This is a genomic window from Bacillus haimaensis, from assembly GCF_048270625.1.
GTDB classification, from domain to species: Bacteria; Bacillota; Bacilli; order Bacillales; family Bacillaceae_I; genus Sutcliffiella_A; species Sutcliffiella_A haimaensis.
Genome location: NZ_CP158164.1, coordinates 1933365 through 1956405 on the forward strand (window position 1 = coordinate 1933365; position 23041 = coordinate 1956405).

The 23041-nt window shown below is 42.4% G+C and carries 21 protein-coding genes and 1 pseudogene; 1 reads left to right on the forward strand and 21 read right to left on the reverse strand.

Annotation, left to right across the window (positions count from 1 at the left end; translation table 11 throughout):
- Window positions 1–240: 240 nt before the first annotated feature.
- From ABN702_RS09845 to yfmF, 8 genes are all read right to left on the reverse strand, one after another.
- Window positions 241–1491: a competence/damage-inducible protein A gene (locus tag ABN702_RS09845; RefSeq protein WP_417900504.1), complete on the reverse strand. Its 1251-nt coding sequence runs from the start codon at window positions 1489–1491 to the stop codon at window positions 241–243.
- A gap of 32 nt (window positions 1492–1523) precedes the next feature.
- Window positions 1524–2102, reverse strand: a complete 579-nt coding sequence (gene pgsA, locus ABN702_RS09850; RefSeq protein WP_417900505.1) for a CDP-diacylglycerol--glycerol-3-phosphate 3-phosphatidyltransferase — start codon at window positions 2100–2102, stop codon at window positions 1524–1526.
- A gap of 109 nt (window positions 2103–2211) precedes the next feature.
- The gene (locus ABN702_RS09855) at window positions 2212–3105 is read right to left on the reverse strand and encodes a helix-turn-helix domain-containing protein (RefSeq protein WP_417900506.1); all 894 of its coding nucleotides are present in this window, start codon (window positions 3103–3105) and stop codon (window positions 2212–2214) included.
- 22 nt (window positions 3106–3127) lie between these two features.
- Window positions 3128–3919 (reverse strand): DUF3388 domain-containing protein, encoded by a 792-nt coding sequence (locus ABN702_RS09860; protein WP_386637398.1) that lies wholly within the window; start codon window positions 3917–3919, stop codon window positions 3128–3130.
- 157 nt (window positions 3920–4076) lie between these two features.
- A complete protein-coding gene (locus ABN702_RS09865) occupies window positions 4077–4334 on the reverse strand; it encodes a DUF3243 domain-containing protein (RefSeq protein WP_386637400.1) in 258 nt (85 codons plus the stop codon).
- Between the two features lie 68 nt (window positions 4335–4402).
- Entirely contained in the window at window positions 4403–5119 is a 717-nt protein-coding gene (gene ymfI / locus ABN702_RS09870; protein ID WP_417900507.1) for an elongation factor P 5-aminopentanone reductase, read from the reverse strand.
- An 83-nt stretch (window positions 5120–5202) separates the two neighbouring features.
- A complete protein-coding gene (yfmH, locus tag ABN702_RS09875) occupies window positions 5203–6486 on the reverse strand; it encodes an EF-P 5-aminopentanol modification-associated protein YfmH (RefSeq protein WP_417900508.1) in 1284 nt (427 codons plus the stop codon).
- The gene (gene yfmF, locus ABN702_RS09880) at window positions 6487–7764 is read right to left on the reverse strand and encodes an EF-P 5-aminopentanol modification-associated protein YfmF (RefSeq protein WP_417900873.1); all 1278 of its coding nucleotides are present in this window, start codon (window positions 7762–7764) and stop codon (window positions 6487–6489) included.
- Window positions 7765–8006: 242 nt separating this feature from the next.
- On the opposite strand from yfmF, the gene ABN702_RS09885 reads away from it, so the two are divergent.
- Window positions 8007–8150, forward strand: a complete 144-nt coding sequence (locus ABN702_RS09885; RefSeq protein ID WP_417900509.1) for a hypothetical protein — start codon at window positions 8007–8009, stop codon at window positions 8148–8150.
- A gap of 46 nt (window positions 8151–8196) precedes the next feature.
- Here ABN702_RS09885 and ABN702_RS09890 read toward each other — a convergent pair whose 3' ends face one another.
- From ABN702_RS09890 to ABN702_RS09950, 13 genes and pseudogenes are all read right to left on the reverse strand, one after another.
- A complete protein-coding gene (locus tag ABN702_RS09890) occupies window positions 8197–8922 on the reverse strand; it encodes a GntR family transcriptional regulator (protein WP_386637406.1) in 726 nt (241 codons plus the stop codon).
- Between the two features lie 695 nt (window positions 8923–9617).
- Window positions 9618–11972 (reverse strand): DNA translocase FtsK, encoded by a 2355-nt coding sequence (locus ABN702_RS09895; RefSeq protein ID WP_417900510.1) that lies wholly within the window; start codon window positions 11970–11972, stop codon window positions 9618–9620.
- A gap of 148 nt (window positions 11973–12120) precedes the next feature.
- Window positions 12121–12336, reverse strand: coding sequence for a YlzJ-like family protein (locus ABN702_RS09900; protein WP_417900511.1), 216 nt, complete (start codon window positions 12334–12336; stop codon window positions 12121–12123).
- Window positions 12333–13085 (reverse strand): ClpP family protease, encoded by a 753-nt coding sequence (locus ABN702_RS09905; protein WP_417900512.1) that lies wholly within the window; start codon window positions 13083–13085, stop codon window positions 12333–12335. Before ABN702_RS09905 ends, ABN702_RS09900 begins: the two co-directional genes overlap by 4 nt.
- Before the next feature lie 144 nt (window positions 13086–13229).
- A pseudogene (locus ABN702_RS09910) lies at window positions 13230–14893 on the reverse strand (ribonuclease J).
- Between the two features lie 241 nt (window positions 14894–15134).
- Window positions 15135–16007 (reverse strand): 4-hydroxy-tetrahydrodipicolinate synthase, encoded by an 873-nt coding sequence (gene dapA / locus ABN702_RS09915; protein ID WP_417900513.1) that lies wholly within the window; start codon window positions 16005–16007, stop codon window positions 15135–15137.
- On the reverse strand, window positions 16000–17271 hold the full coding sequence (gene dapG / locus ABN702_RS09920; protein ID WP_417900514.1) for an aspartate kinase: 1272 nt from the start codon (window positions 17269–17271) through the stop codon (window positions 16000–16002). The genes dapA and dapG overlap by 8 nt, the downstream gene beginning before the upstream one ends.
- A 160-nt stretch (window positions 17272–17431) precedes the next feature.
- Window positions 17432–18472, reverse strand: coding sequence for an aspartate-semialdehyde dehydrogenase (asd, locus tag ABN702_RS09925; protein WP_417900515.1), 1041 nt, complete (start codon window positions 18470–18472; stop codon window positions 17432–17434).
- Between the two features lie 126 nt (window positions 18473–18598).
- Window positions 18599–19198, reverse strand: coding sequence for a dipicolinate synthase subunit B (locus tag ABN702_RS09930; protein WP_386637421.1), 600 nt, complete (start codon window positions 19196–19198; stop codon window positions 18599–18601).
- A 1-nt stretch (window position 19199) separates the two neighbouring features.
- Window positions 19200–20096: a dipicolinic acid synthetase subunit A gene (gene dpaA, locus ABN702_RS09935; RefSeq protein ID WP_417900516.1), complete on the reverse strand. Its 897-nt coding sequence runs from the start codon at window positions 20094–20096 to the stop codon at window positions 19200–19202.
- Between the two features lie 243 nt (window positions 20097–20339).
- On the reverse strand, window positions 20340–20582 hold the full coding sequence (locus ABN702_RS09940) for a YlmC/YmxH family sporulation protein (RefSeq protein ID WP_417900517.1): 243 nt from the start codon (window positions 20580–20582) through the stop codon (window positions 20340–20342).
- Window positions 20583–20659: 77 nt separating this feature from the next.
- Window positions 20660–21901, reverse strand: a complete 1242-nt coding sequence (locus ABN702_RS09945) for a M16 family metallopeptidase (protein ID WP_417900518.1) — start codon at window positions 21899–21901, stop codon at window positions 20660–20662.
- 30 nt (window positions 21902–21931) lie between these two features.
- Window positions 21932–22897, reverse strand: coding sequence for a polysaccharide deacetylase family protein (locus ABN702_RS09950; protein WP_417900519.1), 966 nt, complete (start codon window positions 22895–22897; stop codon window positions 21932–21934).
- Window positions 22898–23041 lie beyond the last annotated feature (144 nt).

A 23041-nucleotide genomic window follows, 5' to 3' on the forward strand; every position in this document is an offset into this window, starting at 1 on the left:
CAATTTCCTCCTTTATATCTATGAAACTTGATAATCTATATCTATTAACTAATCTAACTATACCTCTTTTCAGTGTGTTTGGCAACTAAAAAACGAACATCCATTCGGTTTTTTTATTATTGAAAATAGAACAAAAAAGACATTTCCTTATAGCTAATTGGCCCTTTTATGCGGACAAGCCGACTCAAAAAACTTTTTTCGGTTTTCATTTACTTCCTAAAACAAAAGCAGCTGAGGGTATCAGCTGCTCTTGAATAACTCCTTTAACAGGAAATGACAACCATATTTCACTGTTCTTTGCCTGATGGAGTCCCTTCCACCAGCCAGCCTGATAGAATGAACCATAGTTCTGCCATCAGGAAGGGCCAAACCAATAAATACGGTACCTACCGGCTTCCCTTCCATCATACCTGGTCCTGCAACTCCGGTGAAACTGACACCAATATCTGTCTTAAATAGTTTTTTCACCTGTTCAGCCATTTCTGCAGCACATTCTTCACTTACAGCACCATACTGTTCCAGTGTTTGTTCAGACACACCTAATACTTTATGTTTGATATCGTTGGTATAGCAAACGATACCTCCCTCTATCACCTCGGAGGCCCCAGTAAAGGCTGTCATCTTTTCAGAGAACAGTCCTCCCGTCAAACTCTCAGCACTGCTGAGTGTATAGTGGGAATGCTGTATTTTCCCGAAAAGGACAGAAAAAATGGTATCTTCGTCGTAACCATAAAAGTGCTCGCCCACTCTGGCTTGAATAAGTTTTTCCGTAACGCTGATCAACCTATTCGCTTCTTCTTCCGAATGGTGCTTCGCCGTCAATCGCAAGGTTACTTCGTGGTCGCCTGCCAAAGGCGCAATAGTAGGATTTGTCTGTTGCTCAATCAAATCGTCGATATCTGTTTCAAGCTGTGATTCCCCAATTCCAAAAAAGCGCAGAACCTTTGAAACTATCTGTTCCTTCACACCAAGCTTGGAGAGGATAAATTCCCTTCCGTAGTTCAGGAACATAGGCTGCAGCTCTTTTGGAGGACCAGGCAGGAGCATATAACTGTGATTCTGGCCGGTAAGAGCCATGCCTGGTGCCATTCCGTAATCGTTCGGTAACACTGTAGAACCCTCTAGAACGATAGCCTGTTTTTTATTGTTCTCACTCATCGTTCTTTTTGTTTTTTGATAGTAGGCTTCAATATTCGTTAATGCCTCATTGTCCATTACAAGGTTCTTTTGTAGAACCTTCGATATCGTTTCCTTGGTCAGGTCGTCCTTGGTTGGTCCGAGTCCTCCAGTGAAAATGAGAAGGTCGGCCCGCTTTTTTGCGGTATGTATAGCTGTGGTCAGTCTATCAGGATTGTCCCCGACTACAGTATGAAAATAAACATTGATTCCAAGTTCCGCCAACTGCTTGGAAAGAAATTGTGCGTTCGTGTTGCATATCTGCCCCAGAAGCAGCTCAGAACCTACAGCAATTATTTCTGCACTCCTAAACATATATTTCTCTCCCTTTTTTCTAATTGAAGCTTTTATTTTGACCGAAGAATAGCATCTTTATTTTTATAGAAATAGTCCCACCCCGATACAAGGGTAAAAATAAGCGCAACCCAAAGTGCGATCGTATCAAAAGGTACGGAAATCAATTCAAAAGGTATATTATGTAATAATAATGCGGAAACTGCAATAATCTGTGCCCATGTTTTGACCTTCCCCAGCATGTTTGCTGCGACAACTTCCCCTTCACCTGCCAACACAAGGCGGAGACCTGTTACTGCAAACTCCCTGCTGATGATCAGGATGACGATCCAGGCCGGAGCCATCTGAAGTTCCACCAGCGCTATTAAAGCTGCGGAAACTAGTAGCTTATCTGCTAAAGGATCCAGGAATTTCCCTAGATTGGTCACAAGGTTAAGCTTCCTTGCATAATAACCATCCACCCAATCAGTAACGGAGGCAATGATAAATATGAGGGCTCCGAATAGATGTGCATAGGGAATGGTTTCTTGTCCGATTGCCAGTTCTCCTAAATCTAAAGGCGCAAGCATTAATACCATGAATACTGGAATTAACACAATTCTTGAAACGGTAATTTTATTAGGTAAGTTCACATTCATTCCTCCAACATTCAATATTGCTTTTCCAATATACATAAATATGGGTTGTTTGTCTAATCATATGAGATTAATGTGTACAAAAAAAGCCATCATGCCGATGACTTTATTGTTCTCCATTCTTTACAAATTTAATAGTGAATGTCTGTGTAGTTTTCTGATCTGTCGGAAATGGAAACACGAATGGCTCTCCATTAATCTTTATATCTGTCTCAAAAGTCCTACCTACTTTAAAACTAACTTCTGTTTCATTTGACAAATCAATTTTTTTGGCCTCGTCTTCTTTTTTCACCAGACCATAAAGAAAATTTTTACCTTTTTCATTATCAATTTCAATCCATGTTTCACCCGGAGATGTTAGTTCCACAAGAAATTGATCCGTACCACTCAATTCCAAGGTAGCATTTGAGCCGCTTTTTTCTATCTCCTTCAAGGTTCCAGCGGCTGGAGTTTCCTCTTCAGCCGGTTTCTCTTCTTCCGCAGGCTCCTTCTCTTCCTCAACAGGAGCCGTTTCCTCTTCTTCAGGCTGGGCATCTTGATTCGGAGCATCTATTTCTGCAGGCTGCGTATCTTGTGCAGCTTGATCTGCATCATTTCCTTCTCCACCTGACAGGCTGATGACGACCGTATAAACAATGGCGCATATTGCTACAATTGCTAAAATTGTAAAAAGAATAGGCAGGAACTTCCAGGACTTGGTGCTTTTTGCAGGCACTTGTTTTCGCGTTTTCACACGGGAAAGCTGTGGTAAATCCTCTTTCTCATTTACAGGTATATCATTTTTGTATTCTTCAAATATTTCTTCCGGATCGAGGCCAACCGCCTCTGCATACTGTTTGATGAATGCACGGGCATAGAATTGTCCAGGCATAATGGAATAGTTACCTTCTTCCACACCTATCAAGTACCTCTTTTGAATCTTTGTTGTCGTTTGTAGATCCTCTAGGGACATCTTTTTTGCTTCACGTTCCTGCTTCAGTCTGTTTCCGAGTTCTGTCACTACCTAACACCTTCCAACATTATTAAAAATCAAAGCCTCCAAAAGGATTATCTTCGAACATATTATTGGATTGCACAACTTCGTAAGTTATTTCTTCGTCCTCCGAATTTCTCAATTCAATAATATAATCAAAATCATCAAGTTTATATTCTGTATTTTGCACGAAAACATCAGGATGTTCAACCACTTTCACAGCAGATAATCTCATAATTTCCCGTATCAGCTGCCAATGCTTTTCATTTGCTCTTTTCGTAGAAACAATTCCATCAATAATAAAGAGGTTATCCTCACTATATTCATCTTCAATCAATTGACTGCGAATCGTTTGTTTCAGCAGGGTGCTGGAAACAAATAGCCATCGTTTATTCGCACAAACACTTGAGGCAACGATGGATTCGGTTTTCCCTACCCTTGGCATCCCCCTGATTCCAATCAGTTTATGGCCTTCCTGCTTGAACAGCTCTGCTAAAAAGTCAACTAGTAAGCCCAAGTCTTCCCTTACAAAACGGAAAGTTTTTTTGTCGTCTGCATCTCGTTGTATGTATCTTCCATGTCTAACAGCCAGACGATCACGAAGTTTTGGCTCTCGAAGCTTTGTTACTGTTATATTATCCATTGTATTCAGGATAGATTCAAGACGGACTATTTGCTCATTTGTATCACTTAACAATAGCATTCCTCGTCTAGAGTCATCCACTCCATTGATTGTTACGATATTTATGGAGAGCATTCCGAGTAAAGACGCTATATCTCCAAGAAGGCCCGGCCTGTTAATATGTATTTGATATTCTAAATACCACTCTTTTTTCTCCATCAAACCACTCCCGTCCATCAAAACGTTTCGTTCACCATTGTAACTTCTATAATAGCTAATAATAAGTAAATTAGAAAGCAATTCCTGAATAATGAATAAAAATTTGAAAAATAAAGTATAAGAAAAGTGCAAAAAAAAAGAGAGGATTTAGCCTCTCTTAGTGTGAACCGTCATTTTGAACAAGCTTAACCATCATGTTAGCAATAGCATGCTGCTCTTCCGGGCTTGCCACTTTCCAAAGGTCTGCCAATACGCGTTCCTGTGGATTTTTTGCTTCTACTTCTTGGGCAAGGTAGTCTCCGATTTCGTATGCAAGCTGTGAAATGGCACCGTGATCCATTCCTTCGTGCTCTGCATGATTCAGGCGATCACCTAAAAACCCTTTCCATTGATCCCAATTATCCAACACTGACATAATTAACTCCTCCTTCCACATATGTTCAAGAGTTAGTATGTCTTGCAGGAGAAAAAATATGCATATTCTTAATTCCATCCTCCATTAACGCCTAAAATTTGCCCAGTTATGTAGGATGCTTTATCAGAAACCAGGAAAGAAACAGTGTCGGCGATTTCAGAAGGATCGGCCAGTCTGCCAATCGGAATTTCTTCTGCTATTGCATCTTTTTCCTCTTTAGAAAAATGGTGTAGCATCTTTGTATTTACTGCACCAGGTGCAATGGCATTTACTCGGATTCCGCTCAAACCAACTTCTTTGGCCAATGCCATGACAAAGGAATTTTGAGCGCCTTTGGTCATGGAATACAGCACTTCGCATGACGCTCCAATTTCACCCCAGATGGAAGAGATGACAACTATGTTACCTGCCTTTTTGCTGATCATATCAGGAAGGAACAACTGGATAGTCGAATATAACGATGTTATGTTAAGTTGTATCATATTGATTTTTGTCGCTTCATCAATATCTGTCATAAGTCCGTAAAAGGCTGATCCAGCATTATAAATGATGCAATCCAGCTTGTCGGCTATTTCATTCTTTAAGAGACCCGCTCCATCCATACTTGCCAAATCGGCTTGTATGGCAATAAATCGATCATTCCCAAATTTACTTCCCATTTCGTCCACCGCGCACCGATCCCGATTATAATGAAGATAGGTAAAATACCCTTCTTCCAAAAGATTTTCAGCAATCGCTTTACCAATATCCCCGCTTGCCCCAATAATCAATGCTCTTTTTTGCAATAGATTCACCTTCATAACTTAATATTCGATAAAAGGAAAGAAGTCGACTCAACTATACTTTCGCACAGTTGAGTCGACCGGTTTTATTTCGGTACTACCTGACAAACGGTGAAAGCCTCCTCTTTAATTAGGGCTTTCGCCACGTCAGAGAGATCCTGTAATGTGATTTTTTCCAACTGAGGGATTACCTCGAATAGATCCATTTCATTGAATGCATACCTTGTGAACTGGTTGGCAATGAACTCTGGTGAATTTAATGCCCGCAGGAAGGATCCAATTTTCTTTTTCTTTATCCGTTCCAATTCATCCTCTTTAATGGTGGAAGGATCCAGGGATAGCAGAATCTCTTTCAGCTTTTCAGCAAGCTTATCCGGATGGGCTGTATCTCCGCCAAGCATGGCAAAACCAAATCCATTTTCTCCTGTATAGTCATAGGCGAACGTTTCGTCGATAAGACCGTCGTCGTAAAGCTTTTGATAGTGATCGGAACTTTTTCCAAAAAGAAGATCCAATAGCACATTGACAGTTAGTTCGTGCTTCAGAAGCTCTTTACCTTGTTTGTCGGGAGTCGACTCTTTGACTCCAAGCAAGCTTTTTGAGGTATGAACATTCATCTTCAGCACTTTCTTCGCCTCGTGTACGGTGGTCGGTTCCTCTTCAAAATGCCTTTTTATCTCCTTTGGCTCCTTGAATGTTTTCTTGCTTTGATTTTCTTTTATAAATTGCATCATTTTTTCCGTATCCATTGGTCCGACAACAAATAACAGCATATTACTTGGATGATAGAACGTTTCATAGCATGTATACAGCAAATCCTTCGTGATTTTTGCAATGGATTCCTTTGTACCGGCAATGTCAATCTTCACTGGATGATGATGAAACATGCTTTCTATCAAGCCGAAGTAAGCACGCCAGTCTGCGTTATCCTCATACATGGTGATTTCCTGTCCGATGATCCCCTTTTCCTTCTCCACTGTTTTTTCCGTAAAGTATGGACTCTGAACAAAGTCCATCAATGTTTCCAGATTTTTTTCGACATTTGATGTACTGGAGAATAGATAGGCTGTTCTGGTAAAGGAAGTGAAGGCATTAGCCGATGCACCCTGCTTACTGAAATCCTGGAACACATCTCCGTCCTCTTTTTCAAACAGCTTGTGCTCGAGAAAGTGTGCGATTCCATCAGGTACATGCAAGTACTCGTCTCCATCAATAGGAATGAACTGATTGTCGATTGAACCATACTTGGTTGTAAAGGTGGCATAGGTTTTGTGGAAGCCATCTTTAGGCAATAGATAAACCTGAAGTCCATTATCCAAGGTTTCATGATATAGGGTTTCTGCCAGTTGGCTGAATTCTATTTTCTCCATTTATTCTGCCTCCTTTCCCGTTAAAAAGTAGATTGTATCCAGTTCGACCTGCTTCGCAACCTGCTGAATCTCTTCCTTGGTGACCTTTTCGATCCCTTCGAGGAAAAGGTCTACCGGTTTATCAGCTTCCGCTACTTCATTATTATAGAGAATCTCGATTAATCCACGTGCAGTATCAATGGTCTCAAGCACCTGATTTTTAATGACAGCTTTTGTCTGTGCGATTTCTGCATCGGTATATTCCCCTTGCCTCATCGCTTCCACTTGCTTATGAATAATGTTAACCGCTTTATCATAATTGGAGAAATCAATACCGGACATGACAAGCAGCAACCCTTTATGGCTTTCTACCCTTGAAGCAGCATAGTATGCCAGGCTTTCTTTTTCCCTCACATTTATGAATAGCTTGGAGTGGGAAAATCCTCCGAATATTCCATTGAAGACTTGCAGGGCATAGTATAGGTCATCATTGAACGTTACATTTGTCCGATAGCCCATATTAAGCTTTCCTTGTTTCACATCTTGGCGTTCCACCACTTCATTCGGCTCTTTGGAAAGCTTTGGATGCTCGGTAATTGCAGAAGATTTTTTTTCTCCTTGATCCTCGATGGTGAAATATTTCTCAACAAAAGCCTTTACTTCCGATTCTTCAATATCTCCGACTACATATAGATGGATATCATCGTTTTTTAGCATCTGTTGGTAATACTCAAAAAGGGATTTAGCTGTTATACCATCCACCTGTTCGCTCTGGCCATTTGCTTGTAGGCGATACGGCTCATCACTGCACATTTCTTCTATCAACCTTTGGCTTGCGTATCTCATCTTATCGTCATAAACAGATTGTATTCTTTGTTTTAAGGCTCTTTTTTCTTTTTCTACAGTGGCTTGAGCGAAGGAATCGCCTTCAACAACCGGCTGGAGGAGAACCTCACTAAGAAGCTGAATGCCTTTTTCCAACAGAGGAGTAGTATCCTTAAGGAACTTTTCATTCGCAATTTCCAAACGAAAAGTGATGATGTGTGACTCCCCTTTTTTACTTAGATCCACCGCCAGGCTTGCACCGTAAAGCTCATCTAGATATGCACGGAAATGCGAAGACTTGGGATGGGATTTTGTGCCATTTTGAAGCACATAAGGAAGAAGCGCTCTTAGGGTGACATCCTCCTCGGAAAGTGGTGCCATCAATTTAAGGACTAGCGTATTTGTTTTAAATTTATCTGTTGATACATTATGAACTTTCACCCCATTGAGGGAAAATGTTCGTTCATCGATCAGCTTCAAGATATCTCCTCCTTAGATTGTATAATAATTTTTCATCTTTACTTTACACTTTAAAGGCAGGCTTTCAATTTTTCGCATAGTATTCATTACTATTTCAAACAAGTCAGTACTATTCTTTCATTATTTCATGAAAATTAGTCTTAGTTCCAATATAAAGGTTTATTAGAAAGTATTACAAGTTTTAGTGAGAGGTTTTTGTGCATTTTGTTTACATAATATTATTATGGGGTTTATTTATGAAAAATCGTGTTAAAAGACCGCAAATGATTTCCGCAAAAGGCTGCGCTTCCCGCGGGGCGATGCTGGAGTCTCCGCCTTTTTGCTCCAATCATCAGCTAGCGTTTCGCTATATTCAAAACTCTTCGTTTACCGATCTTTAAAAAAGAAAAATGACCCCCATTTTGGAAGTCACTTTGTGTGTGGTGATTATGGACGTTTCCTTAGGACGTGGAAACTGAATTTATCCGCTCTGAAATAATTCAAGGAATAGAGAATCGGTTCATCGTTTTGATCGTAGTGCATCTGTTTTAGCACCAACAAAGCTGTCTCCGGTTCACACTCGAGAATAGGAGAGATTTTATCATGGTAGCCTAATGGTTCAATGTGGGCAACTGCATAGGAGACGGTTCTGCCCGCAACTTTTTCCAATAGCTCAAGCAATGACTCATTTTTGTAAGATTGGTAGTCTTCCACTATCGTTGTCGGAATTTTATCGATACAGTAAACGACTGGCAGGTCGTTCGCTGTTCTTACCCTTTCAAAATGCAAAAGCTCCTCCATGGAAGGATCGTCGAATTTCTTGATGTCCTCTTCCGTTGGGCTTTCAATGGTGGACGTCAGGAAAATCGTACCCGCTTTCATGCCGGCTTGTGAGATCATTTCCGTCACACTGTTCAATTGCTCAATGCCTGAAGAGAAAACCGGCTTGGAATTGACAAAAGTCCCCACTCCATGACGTCGGATAACGATATTCTCCTCTTCCAGAACTCGAAGGGCTTCCCTGAGAGTCGCGCGGCTGACACCTAATCTGCGTGACAGCTCGAATTCTGAAGGCAGCTTTTCTTTTTCCTTATATATTTTATCCTCGATATCCTGTTTTAATTTATCTACCACTAGTAAGTATAAATGCCTACTGTCTGACCGAATTGACATAATTCTTCCCCCATTAACCGTTTACAAAACAAATTGTCTATGCCCTTTTATCCAAAATAATATAACACTTTTCTCCCGTAAAATAAATAGAAAATAAAGTTTTTGATAATAAAATTAGTCTCTTTTAATCAAAATTGTTTCTTTAAGCATAGAGCTAGACTAAAGATAAGATGTTCATATTAAACACCCTGTTGGTCTCCGTTCCAGGCGTTCGCTTATCCAGGAAGGCCTCGGGAGCCTCCTCGGCGCTTTTGCGCCTGCGGGGTCTCCCTTGACACGCTACTCCCGCAGGACAAGGAAGGCTCCGGCAGCGATACATCGCACGCAGAAAATGCTTGCATTTTCAAGGAGTCTCACGCCTTGCACTCCAACCAACAGGGGTGAATCATAGTATAAAATTTGCTTCTCTAAAGTTTGAGAATTGGCATTGGCTAATTTTTTTCTTCAGTAGAGCAAACAATGTAAAAAACTGAGTTGATTGTAGCGGAGGACACTTGACTCCTGCGGGAAGGTAGAGGGCATGGGAGACCCCACAGGCGAAGCCGAGGAGGCTTCCATCCGTCCCCGGGGAATCTTGTATCCCTCGCTGCAATCAACGGGCAACATTTAATAGTTACATTTTATCTTTATAACAGCAATGAATGAGAAAACAGCATAAAATTAAGAGGATAACAGAAAACTGTTATCCTCCAATCTTATGATCCTACGTCTTCGCTGTGGGAATTGGACATTAAGACGGTCCTTGGCTTACTGCCTTCATAAGGGCCAACAACCCCTCTGACTTCCATCGCATCAATAAGGCGTGCCGCTCTTGTATATCCAATCCTGAAGCGTCTTTGGAGCATCGATACCGAAGCAGTTTGCATCTCGAGGACAAGCTGAACGGCATCATCATACAAATCATCTTCCACTTCTTCCACTTCTTCATTGATATCCTGAGGAATCATCTCCTCTTGGTACTGTGCCTTTTGTTGGTCAATGACAAAGTCTACTATACGTTCCACTTCCTCATCCGACAGGAAGGCACCTTGCACCCTGACAGGCTTGGATGCACCTACTGGAAGGAATAACATATCACCGCGTCCCAACAGCTTTTCTGCTCCACCCATATCTAGAATGGTCCTGGAGTCTGTCTGAGAAGATACGCTGAAGGCGATTCTGGAAGGAATGTTCGCCTTGATGACCCCTGTAATGACATCAACGGATGGTCTCTGAGTTGCAATGATCAGGTGAATCCCTGCAGCACGGGCCATTTGTGCAAGCCTTGTGATACAATCCTCCACATCGGAGGAGGCAACCATCATCAGATCGGCTAACTCGTCCACTATAACGACGATATATGGAAGGGAAGGCTGCTTCGCCTCTTCATCCTGGTTATGTCTCTTGATATAATCGTTGTAACCTTCGATATTTCTCGTACCAGTATGGGAAAACAATTCATATCTTCGTTCCATTTCATTTACGACCTTTTTCAGGGCCTGTGATGCTTTTTTGGGATCTGTCACTACTGGCGCAAGCAAATGGGGTACACCATTATACATGTTTAGTTCCACCATTTTAGGGTCGATCATCATCATTTTCACTTCATGCGGCTTCGCTCGTACGAGAATACTTGTAATGATGCCATTTATACAGACACTTTTTCCGCTTCCGGTCGCACCAGCAACAAGTAGATGCGGCATTTTGTTCAATTCCGCTACCACAGCATCCCCGGAGATATCTCTCCCTAGCCCGATAAGCAGCTTTGCATCCGGCTTTTCGGCCTGCTTTGTATCCAATACCTCCCGAAGTGAGACCATGGCCACTTCGTTATTAGGCACTTCAATTCCAATAGCCGACTTTCCAGGGATTGGGGCTTCTATACGAATATCCTTTGCGGCCAACGCCAGTGCCAGATCGTCACTTAGATTCACAATCTTGCTGACTTTCACCCCCACATCAGGGTACACTTCGTATTTGGTAACTGCAGGTCCCAAATGGACTTTTGTGACCTTCGCCTTTACACCGAAGCTAGCAAAGGTTTTTTCAAGCTTACGGGCGTTCTGATAGATGTTTTCATGCTCCGTAGTCTGATGATTGGTAATTGGTTCGTTCAATAAATCCAAGGAAGGTAGCTGATATTCCTTGTTCTCCACTTCCGTGAAGGCCATTGGAGCTGCTATAGTAACATCCAGTTCCTCCTCTGGTTCCACTTCAGACTTACTTTCAGCAGGGGACTTCGCTTTCTTTGTACCTTCCCCTTTTTGCATATGATCAGATCGGTCATTGAAGGAGGAAATGATCGGTGGGGCAATGACTTCGTCTCCATGCTCCTCGGTTACTACCACTTCTTCTTTTACGGTATTATTTTTCACTTCCGGATCCTTTTGAGCTTTTACCGATTGTTTATCTTTTTTGCGCTTCTTGCTGTCCGTTCTCCACACCTTCATATCTTCTGTAAAGGCCAACCACTGTTCTTTTATAAAAGTAAAAAGTCCCACTGCCACTTTGATGACTGTATCGTTCAATGATTTGCCTGTAACCAGGATAATCCCGATCACAATAAAGATTGTTGCTATCCACTGTGCACCTTTTGCGTCAAATAGAAGGTGAAATAGGGCAAAGAGAACTGCTCCGATCATGCCTCCGCCCAAATCGGTTGTACTGGTTTCCCCATTCACTTCAAACCAGAATAGTTCCCAAGTATTTGCAATAACAGAAGGATCTGCAAATGTCCCGCCTCTGGATAACATTTTGAATAAAGAGACGTGACTCAATAGGAGTACCGACATGATAATGACATAAATACCTACCAACTGCCTTGTGAAAAAGGAAGGCATATCTCGCTTCCAGATTATATATCCTGATAGAATAAACAAGCCGAGCAGCATGAGCATATACCATTCACCGCTAAAGAAGCGGAATACCAAAACAAAGGCATGCCCTACCATACCCAGCTTGGCTATGGCAATACATGTTACGGCAAGCATCAACAGGCCCATCACCTCAAAGGTGACCGTTCTTTTCCATTCATTTCGATTTTTACTCGGTCTTTTTTTCCGCTTTGACATTTTATTCACCTATCTAATACCATAATGAGAAGAAGAAAGCAGCCAACAAAAATGGCTGCTTTTTCCTCTGATGCTTGTATTATATCATAAGCCATTCTTCTTGAAAGGTAGTTTACCGAAAATATCATCCTTTACCGAGCTTTTTGTATTATGGACCTAGGTAAATGGTTTGACCAGGTGCATAATCACTATTCAGGTAATGAGCCGGATCTGTACTGAGATTTCGTACAATCTGATAAGCATTCATTTCCGTCTGTTGAACAACCAGTGAGATTCCATTATAGGCAACAACACGCTGCTTTTCATATTCGCTGATGTCGGCAGGAAAAATGATCTCCTGCGGCATGGTCGTATACAAAATCATTGAAGCAACTTCCCTTCCGAATGTTCCTGGCGTGCTTCGACAAGCTCATTAAGTTTCTTTATTGCCTCTCCGACACCACCCACCCTATCAATCAGCCCGTATTCCACGGCATCAGACCCAACAACATTGGTCCCTATATCCCTGGTCAAGTTCCCTTTGGAAAGCATCAACTCCTTGAATTTCTCTTCAGTGACATTGGAGTTTTTTGTCACAAAGTTGATGACTCGATCCTGCATCTTGTCCAAATACTCAAATGTCTGAGGAACTCCTATTACAAGACCTGTCAGACGTACCGGGTGAATGGTCATGGTTGCCGTTTCAGCAATAAAGGAATAGTCGCAGGACACTGCAATCGGTACACCGATGGAATGGCCACCACCCAAAACGAGAGACACGGTCGGTTTAGACAGGGATGCCAGCATTTCCGATATTGCAAGACCAGCTTCCACATCCCCCCCTACAGTGTTCAGAATGACCAATAGGCCTTCTATATTAGGGTTCTGTTCAATGGCAACGATCTGTGGGATGACATGCTCATATTTCGTTGTCTTATTCTGAGGCGGCAATTGGACATGCCCTTCGATCTGTCCCACGATTGTCAAACAATGAATTTTTGAATCTGCAGGCATCTGTGGCACATTTGTTTGGCCAAGCTGTTGAATTTTATTTACTAAAGAATCCTTCCCGGCATCCTGTTTATTGGGTTCCTGCGGCGGCTCCCCTGAAGACTGGTATGTAAATTCCGTCATGCTTATTGCTCCTTTCGTCTATCAGTTAGGAAAAACTAATCTATTCTAGTATTAACCCAAAGACCAATTTCATTCTTTGCATTATCCATAAAATAAGAAAAAAGCCGTAAGGGAAGCAGTTCCCTAACGGCTTGATCTATTCATTTACACTTCCATGATGATAGGCAATATCATTGGTCTTCTTCTTGTTTTCTCATAAAGGTGCTGGTTCAGGGATTCCCTGATTTTCAGCTTCAGACTCGACCATTCCATCACATGCTCTTTTACTGCCTGATCAAGGATTCCTGTAACGATCTCGTTCGCTTTTTCCAGCAGCTGCTCAGACTCGCGTACATAGACAAAGCCTCTTGAGATGATTTCAGGTCCTGCAACAATAGTTTTCTGACCTCTGTTTATAGAAACCACCACGATCATGATGCCATCCTGTGATAGAAGACGTCGGTCTCGAAGGACGATATTACCTATATCCCCAACACCTAAACCATCTATCAGGACATTGCCTGCAAACACTTTCCCTCCATATTTCGCTTCTTCGCGATTGAACTCCATGACCTCCCCCTTTTCAAGAAGGAAGATCGAATTATCCTTTATGCCGACACTTTTTGCCACTTTGGAAAGTGCCATCTGCCTTTTATATTCACCTTGTATTGGTATGACGAACTTCGGCTTTAGTAGATTCAGCATTAGTTTTAATTCTTCCTGGCAGCCATGACCGGAAACGTGAATCTTCTTTTGCCCATAAATCACCATTGCCCCTGCGCGATAGATTTTATCAATAGCCTTGGCCACTGTAAGTTCTGTGCCCGGGATGGGGAAGCCGCAATCATCACCACATCATGTTCCTGAATCTGTACGTGCTTATGAGTACCTTTCGCCATTTTCAGCAAGGACGTCATCAGCTGCGAATGGGTGCCGATGGTAAGGACGACTATTCTCTCCTCATCCGTATTGCCCATCTCGTTAACTGGAATGATTATTTCCTCCGGTATTTCCAAATAGCCAAGCTTCATTGCAATATCCAAAATTTTATTGGTTGGGTGAGATACGATAACCAGCTTTCGTTTGCTTTCTAGAGTTGCCTGGACGATTTGCTGTATTCTGGCAAGATTAGTTGCCAGGCAGGCTGCAAACACTCTGCCCCTTGCATTGTATACCACATCCGCGATTTCCTGTTTTACAATCCCTTCTGAAATGGTGTATCCCGGCTTTTCTGCATTCATGCAGTCGGAGAGTACACATAAGACTCCATCGTTCCCGATTTTTGCCATTTTTCCAATATCAGCAGTTTCAGCCAATTGGGATTGATCAAATTTAAAATCACCTGTATGTACAATTGCCCCCTGGGATGTACGGAAGCAGATTCCCACTGAATCTGGGATGCTATGATTGGTGCGGAAAAAGGTGACTTCCGTTTTTGGAAGATCCAGAACGGTGTCCCCGTTAATTTCATGGAAGGTGACTTGTCCTGAAAGCCCCTCGCCTTTAACAAGCTCTTCTGCAAGGGCCAAGGTCAATTTCGTCCCAAATACTGGTATTCTTAATTTTCTGAGGATATAGGCTAAAGCTCCAATATGCTCTTCATGCCCATGTGTCAAGAATATGCCTTGTATTCTATCTTTATTTTCAACCAGATAAGATACATCGGGAATCACCATATCAATCCCAAGCATCCCATCCTCCGGAATCATCACACCTGCGTCTATCACATATATGTACTCATCGATTTCAAGCACGTACATGTTTTTCCCGATTTCTCCAACGCCTCCAAGGGAAAATACTCTTAGCTTCTCTGTCTTTGCTGTACTCACAGTCTTCCCTCCTATATGTATGTAAAAATTGGATGACAAATATGCTTCTTCTTTTTATGCTGTTTAGAATTGAAACTTTACTTAGCCTATTTAGCTAAAAGAATTTCCGCTCAGTCATTTGACAATATTATAACGTATGCAAGAATTGGAATACAAGAAATATTATGAATATCACACAATCCAGAAAAATCAAAAAAGACCAAAGTCTCTTTTAAGAGAACCCTGGTCTTTATTTTTAAGTTTATATTGTATTTAAAAGGGCAGTCAGCGTTTCTCTTTCTTCTTGGGAAAGTGGCACTAACGGAAGCCTTACCCCTCCGACATCCATGCCTTTAAGCTGCAAGGCTGTTTTGACAGGTGTTGGGCTTGGTGCGCTGAACATACCTTTCATGATAGGCAGCAATGTTTGATGGAGTTTTGCAGCTTTCGCGTGTTCCCCATCCTCAAAAGCTTGAATCATTTCCTGCATTTCGTTGCCTATGACATGGGAAGCAACCGAGACCACTCCGTTGCCACCAACAGACAGAACTGGCAATGTAAGTCCATCATCCCCGCTGTATAGCAAGAAGTCATCAGGTGTATTCGCGATTATTTCAGTCATGGCATCCAAATTGCCGCTTGCTTCTTTCACCGCCACGATATTTTCTATTTCAGCTAATCGGACAGTAGTGTCTACACTCATGTTGGCGACAGTTCGGCCTGGGACATTGTAAAGCATCACAGGTAGGACAGTTTCTGCAGCGATTGCTTTAAAATGCTGATACATGCCCTCTTGAGTAGGTTTATTATAGTATGGTGCCACAAGCATGATCGCATCCACACCGATTTCTTCCGCCTTATTGGAAAGATCGATTGATGCTCTAGTATTGTTACTTCCTGTCCCGGCTATTACGGGAATACGTCCAGCTGCGACTTCTACAACATGACTGAACAATGCCAGCTTCTCTTCTGTTGATAGAGTCGGTGATTCTCCGGTGGTACCTGCAACAACCAATGCATCCGTTCCATTTTTGATCAAATGGTTCACTAGAAGCGTCGTCTTCTCAAAATCTATATTTCCGTTGTTATCAAATGGTGTCACCATAGCTGTTAAAACTTTTCCAAAGTTAATCATGTACTTGAATCTCTCCTTCATCAACTACTGCTTGTCGAATGGTTAGTTGTTTTTTTGCCAGATTAAAAGCTTTGTGCAAGGCGTTCACTGCCTGAATCATATCATCCTGTCTGACAAGGACCCAAATGGTCGTATGGCTATCCGCCGATTGAAGAATCTGAATACCAAGTTCCGATAAGGCCGTAACTATCTTCGCGGTCACACCAGGCACTCCTGACATACCTGCTCCTACAGTGGCAACCTTCGCGCAATGGCGGGTCACTTTTGGCTCATAGCCTAATTTCTTCAGTACGGTTATTGCCTTTTCACTCATTTCGTCTGTTACTGTATATACCACACTAGTAGGTGAAATATTGAAAAAATCTACGCTGATCTGCTCGTTTGCCATTGCACGGAATACTTCTGTCTGTATCCCGTAATTTCCTTCTTTTGCATACACTTTAATTTGTGTCACATTCGGAACATGGGCAATTCCTGTGATCAACCGATCTTTCACATCTGACCCTTTGCTTACCTTATCCAAAGTGGTCACAAGGGTTCCTGGTGACTCCGAATATGTGGAACGGATACGAATCGGGATCTTTGCTTGCATGGCTATCTCCACTGCACGAGGATGGATGACCTTTGCACCTTGATAGGCCATATTGCAAATTTCATTATACGTAACAACAGTTAAAGGGCGGGCATCCTTTACAATTCTCGGATCGGCCGTCATGACACCTTCAACATCTGTGAAAATATCGATCCACTCAACTTGTAATGCGGAGCCCAGAGCAGCGGCGGAGGTATCGCTTCCTCCTCGCCCTATCGTGCAGATGTCCCCGTTTTTTGCCTCTCCCTGGAACCCTGCAACCACCACGACATCATGTTTATCCAATGCTTCCAAAAGCCGATCACATTTCATATCAACAATGCGAGCATTCATATGGTCATTATTCGTGCGAAATCCAGCCTGCGGGCCATTGAATGATGTTGCTTTTAAGCCTTTATTGATGAGCATATTGCTGAAAACTACAGCGGAAATAATCTCCCCGCAGGACAATAAACTATCTATTTCACGTCTGGAAACAGAATGACTTCCACTTCCAATCAAGCTAAGGAGGGTATCTGTAGCATAGGGCTCCCCTTTTCGTCCCATAGCAGAAACGACCACCACGACCTTAAAGCCCTCTCCTACTGCCTTTTTGATATGCCGGAAAGCATATTCCCTACTTTTTTCATCTCTTACAGACGTTCCACCAAATTTTTGAACAATTATCTTCATGTCATGGCACCTCTTTGTTTTAAAACATCCATAATACATACGAAACATGCTGTCAAAATAGTACCTGATGCATTGAAATGTCATTGTTCAAGATTAGAGGTGGTGTCTACAGCAGAAAAGAAAAGGTCGGAATTAATCTGGACCTTTCCTGATGGGAATTTTATTTTACAATTCCTAGTTCAACTAAGCTTTCTGCAATTTGCACGGAATTCCAGGCTGCGCCTTTTAGAAGATTATCGGAAACAACCCATAAATGGAAACCTTTTTTGTTATCAAGGTCTTTTCTGATTCGTCCGACAAACACATCATTCAAGCCCACGCAATTTGCAGGCATCGGGTACAGCTGTTCTTCCGGTTTGTCTTGCAGCACCACACCAGGCGCATTTTGAAGCAGCGCTTTAATATCTTGAACATTCACATTTTCGTCCTCAATTTCAATATATACGGACTCGGAATGTCCTGTGACAACTGGCAAGCGTACACAAGTTGCGGCAACCTGCAGGTCAGGTGCATGCATGATTTTCTTTGTTTCATTAATCATTTTGAGTTCTTCAAATGTAAAGCCGTTGTCTTCAAATTTATCAATCTGCGGTATGGCATTGAATGCGATTTGATAATGCTTTTTGTCACCTTTTACAGGAAGTATTCCAGGAGTGAATTCCTCTTTGTTCAAGATAGCTTGGGATTGGGACTCAAGTTCCTCAATGGCAGCCGCTCCTGCACCAGAAACTGCCTGATAGGTGGAAACGATGATTTTTGATAATCCGAATTTCTGACGGATCGGTTCAAGCGCCACTACCATCTGGATGGTGGAACAGTTGGGGTTGGCAATGATCCCATTGTGACCGTTCAGATCTGATTTATTCACTTCAGGCACAACAAGCGGCACATTTGGATCCATACGGAATGCACTCGTATTGTCTACGACGATAGCGCCTCTTTTGGCCGCTTCTGGAGCCAACTCCTTGGAAACGCCGCCTCCTGCACTGAACAATGCTATTTGAACACCGTCAAATTTCGCCGGTTCTGCTTTTTCAACTGTATATTCCTGGCCTTTATACATGATCTTTTTACCTGCTGAGCGCTCTGATGACAATAGTGTCAGCTTCTCAATCGGAAAGTTTCTTTCTTCTAATGTATGAAGCATTTGTTGTCCAACTGCCCCTGTTGCCCCTACTACTGCTACATGATAACCTTTCATCTATTCAAGCACCTCTCCATAACAAATAAAATAGTATAAACATTCATACTTAATTTTTAATTTTATCACATTACTCAAATAAAGAAGAGAAGAAAATTTAACTTTTTCTTCTCTTCCTGCATCATCCTATAGGTCATCTTTGTACCGTTCAACTATGACGGGCTGTACTTGTTTGTTTTCAAGTGCATGCAGTACTGTCGGCACCAGCATTTCCATTCTGGCAACCATCGAATTTGGTTTCTTTTCCGGAGCATCCTGACCAAATGGAATGAAATAGATATTCTTTGTGGACATCAGTCTCATAAGATTCATCCCATTCAACCCTAACGCGTCATTGGTGGAAATACCAAGTACAACCGGCTTATGATTGCGGAGTGTGGCTTTTGCAGCCATCAGTACTGGTGATTCAGTCAGGGCGTTGGCCAACTTGCTCATGGAATTCCCGGTCAATGGCGCGATGACCATACAGTCCAATGGAATTTTCGGTCCTAGTGGCTCTGCTTTTACAATGGAGTCAATCACTTTGTTTCCTGTTATTTCCTCTATTCTTTTGATCCACGCTTCCCCTTCACCGAAACGGGTATTGGTATTCTGTACGGTGAATGAAACGACTGGAAGGACATCTGCACCTGCATCTACTAACTTTTTCAATTCAGGCACCACTGCATCGTATGTGCAGTGTGAACCGGTTAAGCCAAACCCTAATCGTTTACCTTTTAAATCCATATTATTTCTCCCCTCTCCCATCCATGCCTTCCTTAAGTAACTGTGCCAGCACATTGGCCACTATCTGACCCGCTGTTTTCGGAGCAACAATGCCTGGAAGCCCTGGTGCCAGTAATGCTTTTATTCCTCTTTTTTCTGCATAGCGGAAATCCGTTCCACCCGGTTTGGATGCCAGGTCGATAATCAATGTGTGTGCAGGCATCTTTGAAATAACATCTGAAGTCACAATCATATGCGGGATGGTGTTGATGACCACATCCACATCCGATACATGGGAGGACAGATCTTTCAATGAAAAAGGAGCCAATCCCATTTCAAAAATCCGGGCAATATGCTCTGATTTTCTTGCTCCAACTCTTACATTTGCGCCAAGAGCTGCAAACGTACGAGCAACACTCATCCCTACTCTACCCAGCCCCAGCACCGCCACTTTTGAATGATGAATTGTAATATCCGTGTGCTGGATAACCATCATGATTGTTCCTTCGACGGTAGGTATCGCATTGTAAATAGCGACGTCATCCCGCTCAAACAATTGCACCAGCTTCCTTCCGGTACTTGTTACGAGATGATCAAGATAGCTATTGGTAATTCCTGAGTAGATGGTGCAATGGGCCGGAGTCTGTTTGACAAGTTCTTCCGTCAAAATAATCTTCTCGTTCGAAAATATGGTATCCACTTGCCCTTCTAAATTCGTCCCAGGAACAGGTAGGATAATGGCACTTACCGTGGAAAAATCCACTTCATCTATTTGCTCCTTTGAAGCACCAGTAAAGCCGTGATCCAATTGATCAAATCCAACTAGCGAAAGCTTTGCGTCCAGCTCAATAAGCTTACGAATCACTTCCAGCTGCCTTGCATCACCGCCAATGACAGCTATGTGCATTCCGGTCAGCATATAAGTTCACCTTCTTCTATTTCGTGAAAGTATTGAAACAATAACCTCAACTTTTCTTACTTCCACATCTTATGTCATCCAAAGATATTCTGTGATTGAATAGGCGTATAAAGGTGCAGGGAAGTTGAATAGTGGTGGAGGGATTGTGGTAAGGGTGGGTGATAAAGGGGCTCTGTGGAACCAGGGCTACTCGATTCTTTTATACATTCAAAAAAAAGACCCGGCAACAAGCCGGGTCTCTCCCTATTCCTCATCCGGTATATCAATGATGATCATATCTGTTCCAATTTTCTTGATATGCTGCCAGGGTACGCGGATATCGCTTCCCTCTTTCTTCAGTCCGAACCATTTTACTGAGGGAATGATTAGTGATCTGATTTCCCCTGTGTTTTCGTTGATTTCCAAATCAGTATGTCCCAAGATTCCTAATCTTTCGGCACGTTTTACATCCACTATCTCTTTTCCGCTCATTTCACTCAGTCTCATGCGCATCGCCTCCTTATACCTACTATATTAAGGAGCTAACGAAAAAAAACCTGCTAGTTTCCCAGCAGGCGAAATATTTATTCTTTTAGGGAATTTGGCAATTCTCCATCAGGGCTGATCAACGCGACAGAATATTCATCCGTGAAGATTTTCTTTGCAAGGGTGTTGACAGACTCCTCTGTAATGCTATTGATACGTTCCAATATATCATCAAGAGAACGATGTCTGCCCAATAACAGCTCGTTTTTACCGTTTCTGCTCATGCGGCTGTTTGTACTTTCTAAGCTCAGCATCAAGCTGCCCTTTATCTGTTCTTTACTGTTCACGAGCTCTTTTTGAGTTATTCCATCCGCTTTCAGCTTATCAAGAGTCTGCTGGACCGTTTCAAAAAGCAGGTCCAATTGACTGTTGCCAGTTCCACCGTAAATGGTCAGCATCCCGTTGTCCTGATAGGTGGAATGGTAGGAATAGACGGAATAGGCAAGTCCACGTTCTTCGCGTACATCCTGGAATAGTCGGCTGCTCATGCTCCCGCCCAATACATTATTCAGTACAATCAGATTGTAGATGTCTTTGTCACCTATCGGTAAGCCATTGTATCCAAGGCATAGATGGGCCTGTTCAGTTGTTTTCTTTTTTGCAATGCGTCCCGTTTCAAAAGCTGGCTTTACATAGTCGCGTTTGGAGAATCCAGTTTCATAGCTTCCAAAATGCGCTTCGATTTCTTTTATGAAAGAATCTTCAATATTACCTGCCACCGAAATAACTACATTATCTGGAGTATAGGTTTCCTTCATATAATTTCGCAATGTATCCCCATTAAAAGTGGATAACGTACCTTCTGTACCCAGAATTGGATAGCCAAGTGGATGATTTCCATAGGAGGCTCTGCTTAACACATCATGGACTATGTCGTCTGGAGCATCCTCATACATTTTAATTTCTTCGTACACGACATTTTTTTCTTTTTTCAGCTCTTCCTCATCAAAGATGGAATGGAAGAACATATCTGCAAGAACACCTAGAGCATAATCGGAATGTTCATCCATTACTTTTGCGTAATAGCATGTATATTCTTTTGAAGTAAATGCATTCACCTGTCCACCAATGGAATCGAAGGCCTCAGCTATTTCTCTTGCATTCTTCGTTTTGGTCCCCTTAAAGAACATATGCTCCAGGAAATGGGATACCCCATTATTTTCATGGTCTTCATTTCTAGAACCGGTACCAATCCAGACGCCGATTGCAACAGAGCGGACATGTGGTATATTTTCTACTACGATTCTGACTCCATTTGAACATGTATGTTTAGTAAGCAACGATAATCCTCCTATTCAAGTCTGTCAATTCTAGTGGTGATGTGTGATTCTCTCTTCACTTAGCAAAGAGGAAACAGATCCTAGTTCCAGCCCTTTTTCTTTAATTGAGATGATAAGCGTTTCCAATGCCTGTGCCGTCGATGGTGTGGGATGCATGAGGATCATGGCACCTGGGTGAATTTTCCCCATTACCCGATTGACCAGCACATTCGGCTCCGGCCGCTGCCAATCGATGGTATCCACACTCCACATAATGGTGCCAAGCCTCAAGTCATGAGCAATTGCGACAACTTCATCACGGTAGCTTCCACTCGGCGGTGCAAACCATACGACATCGTTGCCTGTAATCGCTTCTATTACTTCATTTGTTTTCACTAACTGTTCCCGGACTGCATTTGCTCCGAGTGTCTTCATATTTGGATGGGTATAGGAGTGGTTTCCCACTTCATGCCCAGCTTCAACAATCATTTTCGCCATGGAAGGATTCTCCTTGACCCACCGCCCCTCAAGGAAAAACGTTGCTTGTACCCCATGTTTCTTTAATGTTTCAAGCATCCCGGGAATGTGTTCATTTCCCCATGCCACATTTATCAAAAAAGATGCCATTTGTTTTTCGGGATGTCCGCGGTAAATGGGGGAAGCTGGGAGATCACTCAGGTGAACCTTCGGCGCTACCTGATCCATTACGAGTTTTTTCTCATCGAATACACCGTTTTTCTTCATATTTTCATATGATTTTTCCACATTGACCTTCAGCCCGTTCAGGCCCGGCTGCGCTTTCCATACCTTATCTATCTTGGCATCCTGGGCTGCAACCTCGTAGTCTTGTGCTTTCTCTTCAATCTCTCCATATAAAGCATCCTTCTGCTTGGAAACTTCCGAAAGATTAAGTGACAGAGATTTGGTAAGATCCTCCGGATTTGGATGACTCACCGTTTTATATGTAAAAAAAGCTACAATCGTAAAAGCTGCAAGCTGTAATATTGATCTTTTCATTCTAGCCTTCCCCTTTCTACTAGAATTTATGTAGAAGGGGGACAAGGTAGAACATAAAGTACGTGTTCAAAAGAAGGATAAAACCAGACTTTTTTAACACCCTCATAAAGAAATATTGTTCCTATTGCAAAAAAAGCCCGGTCT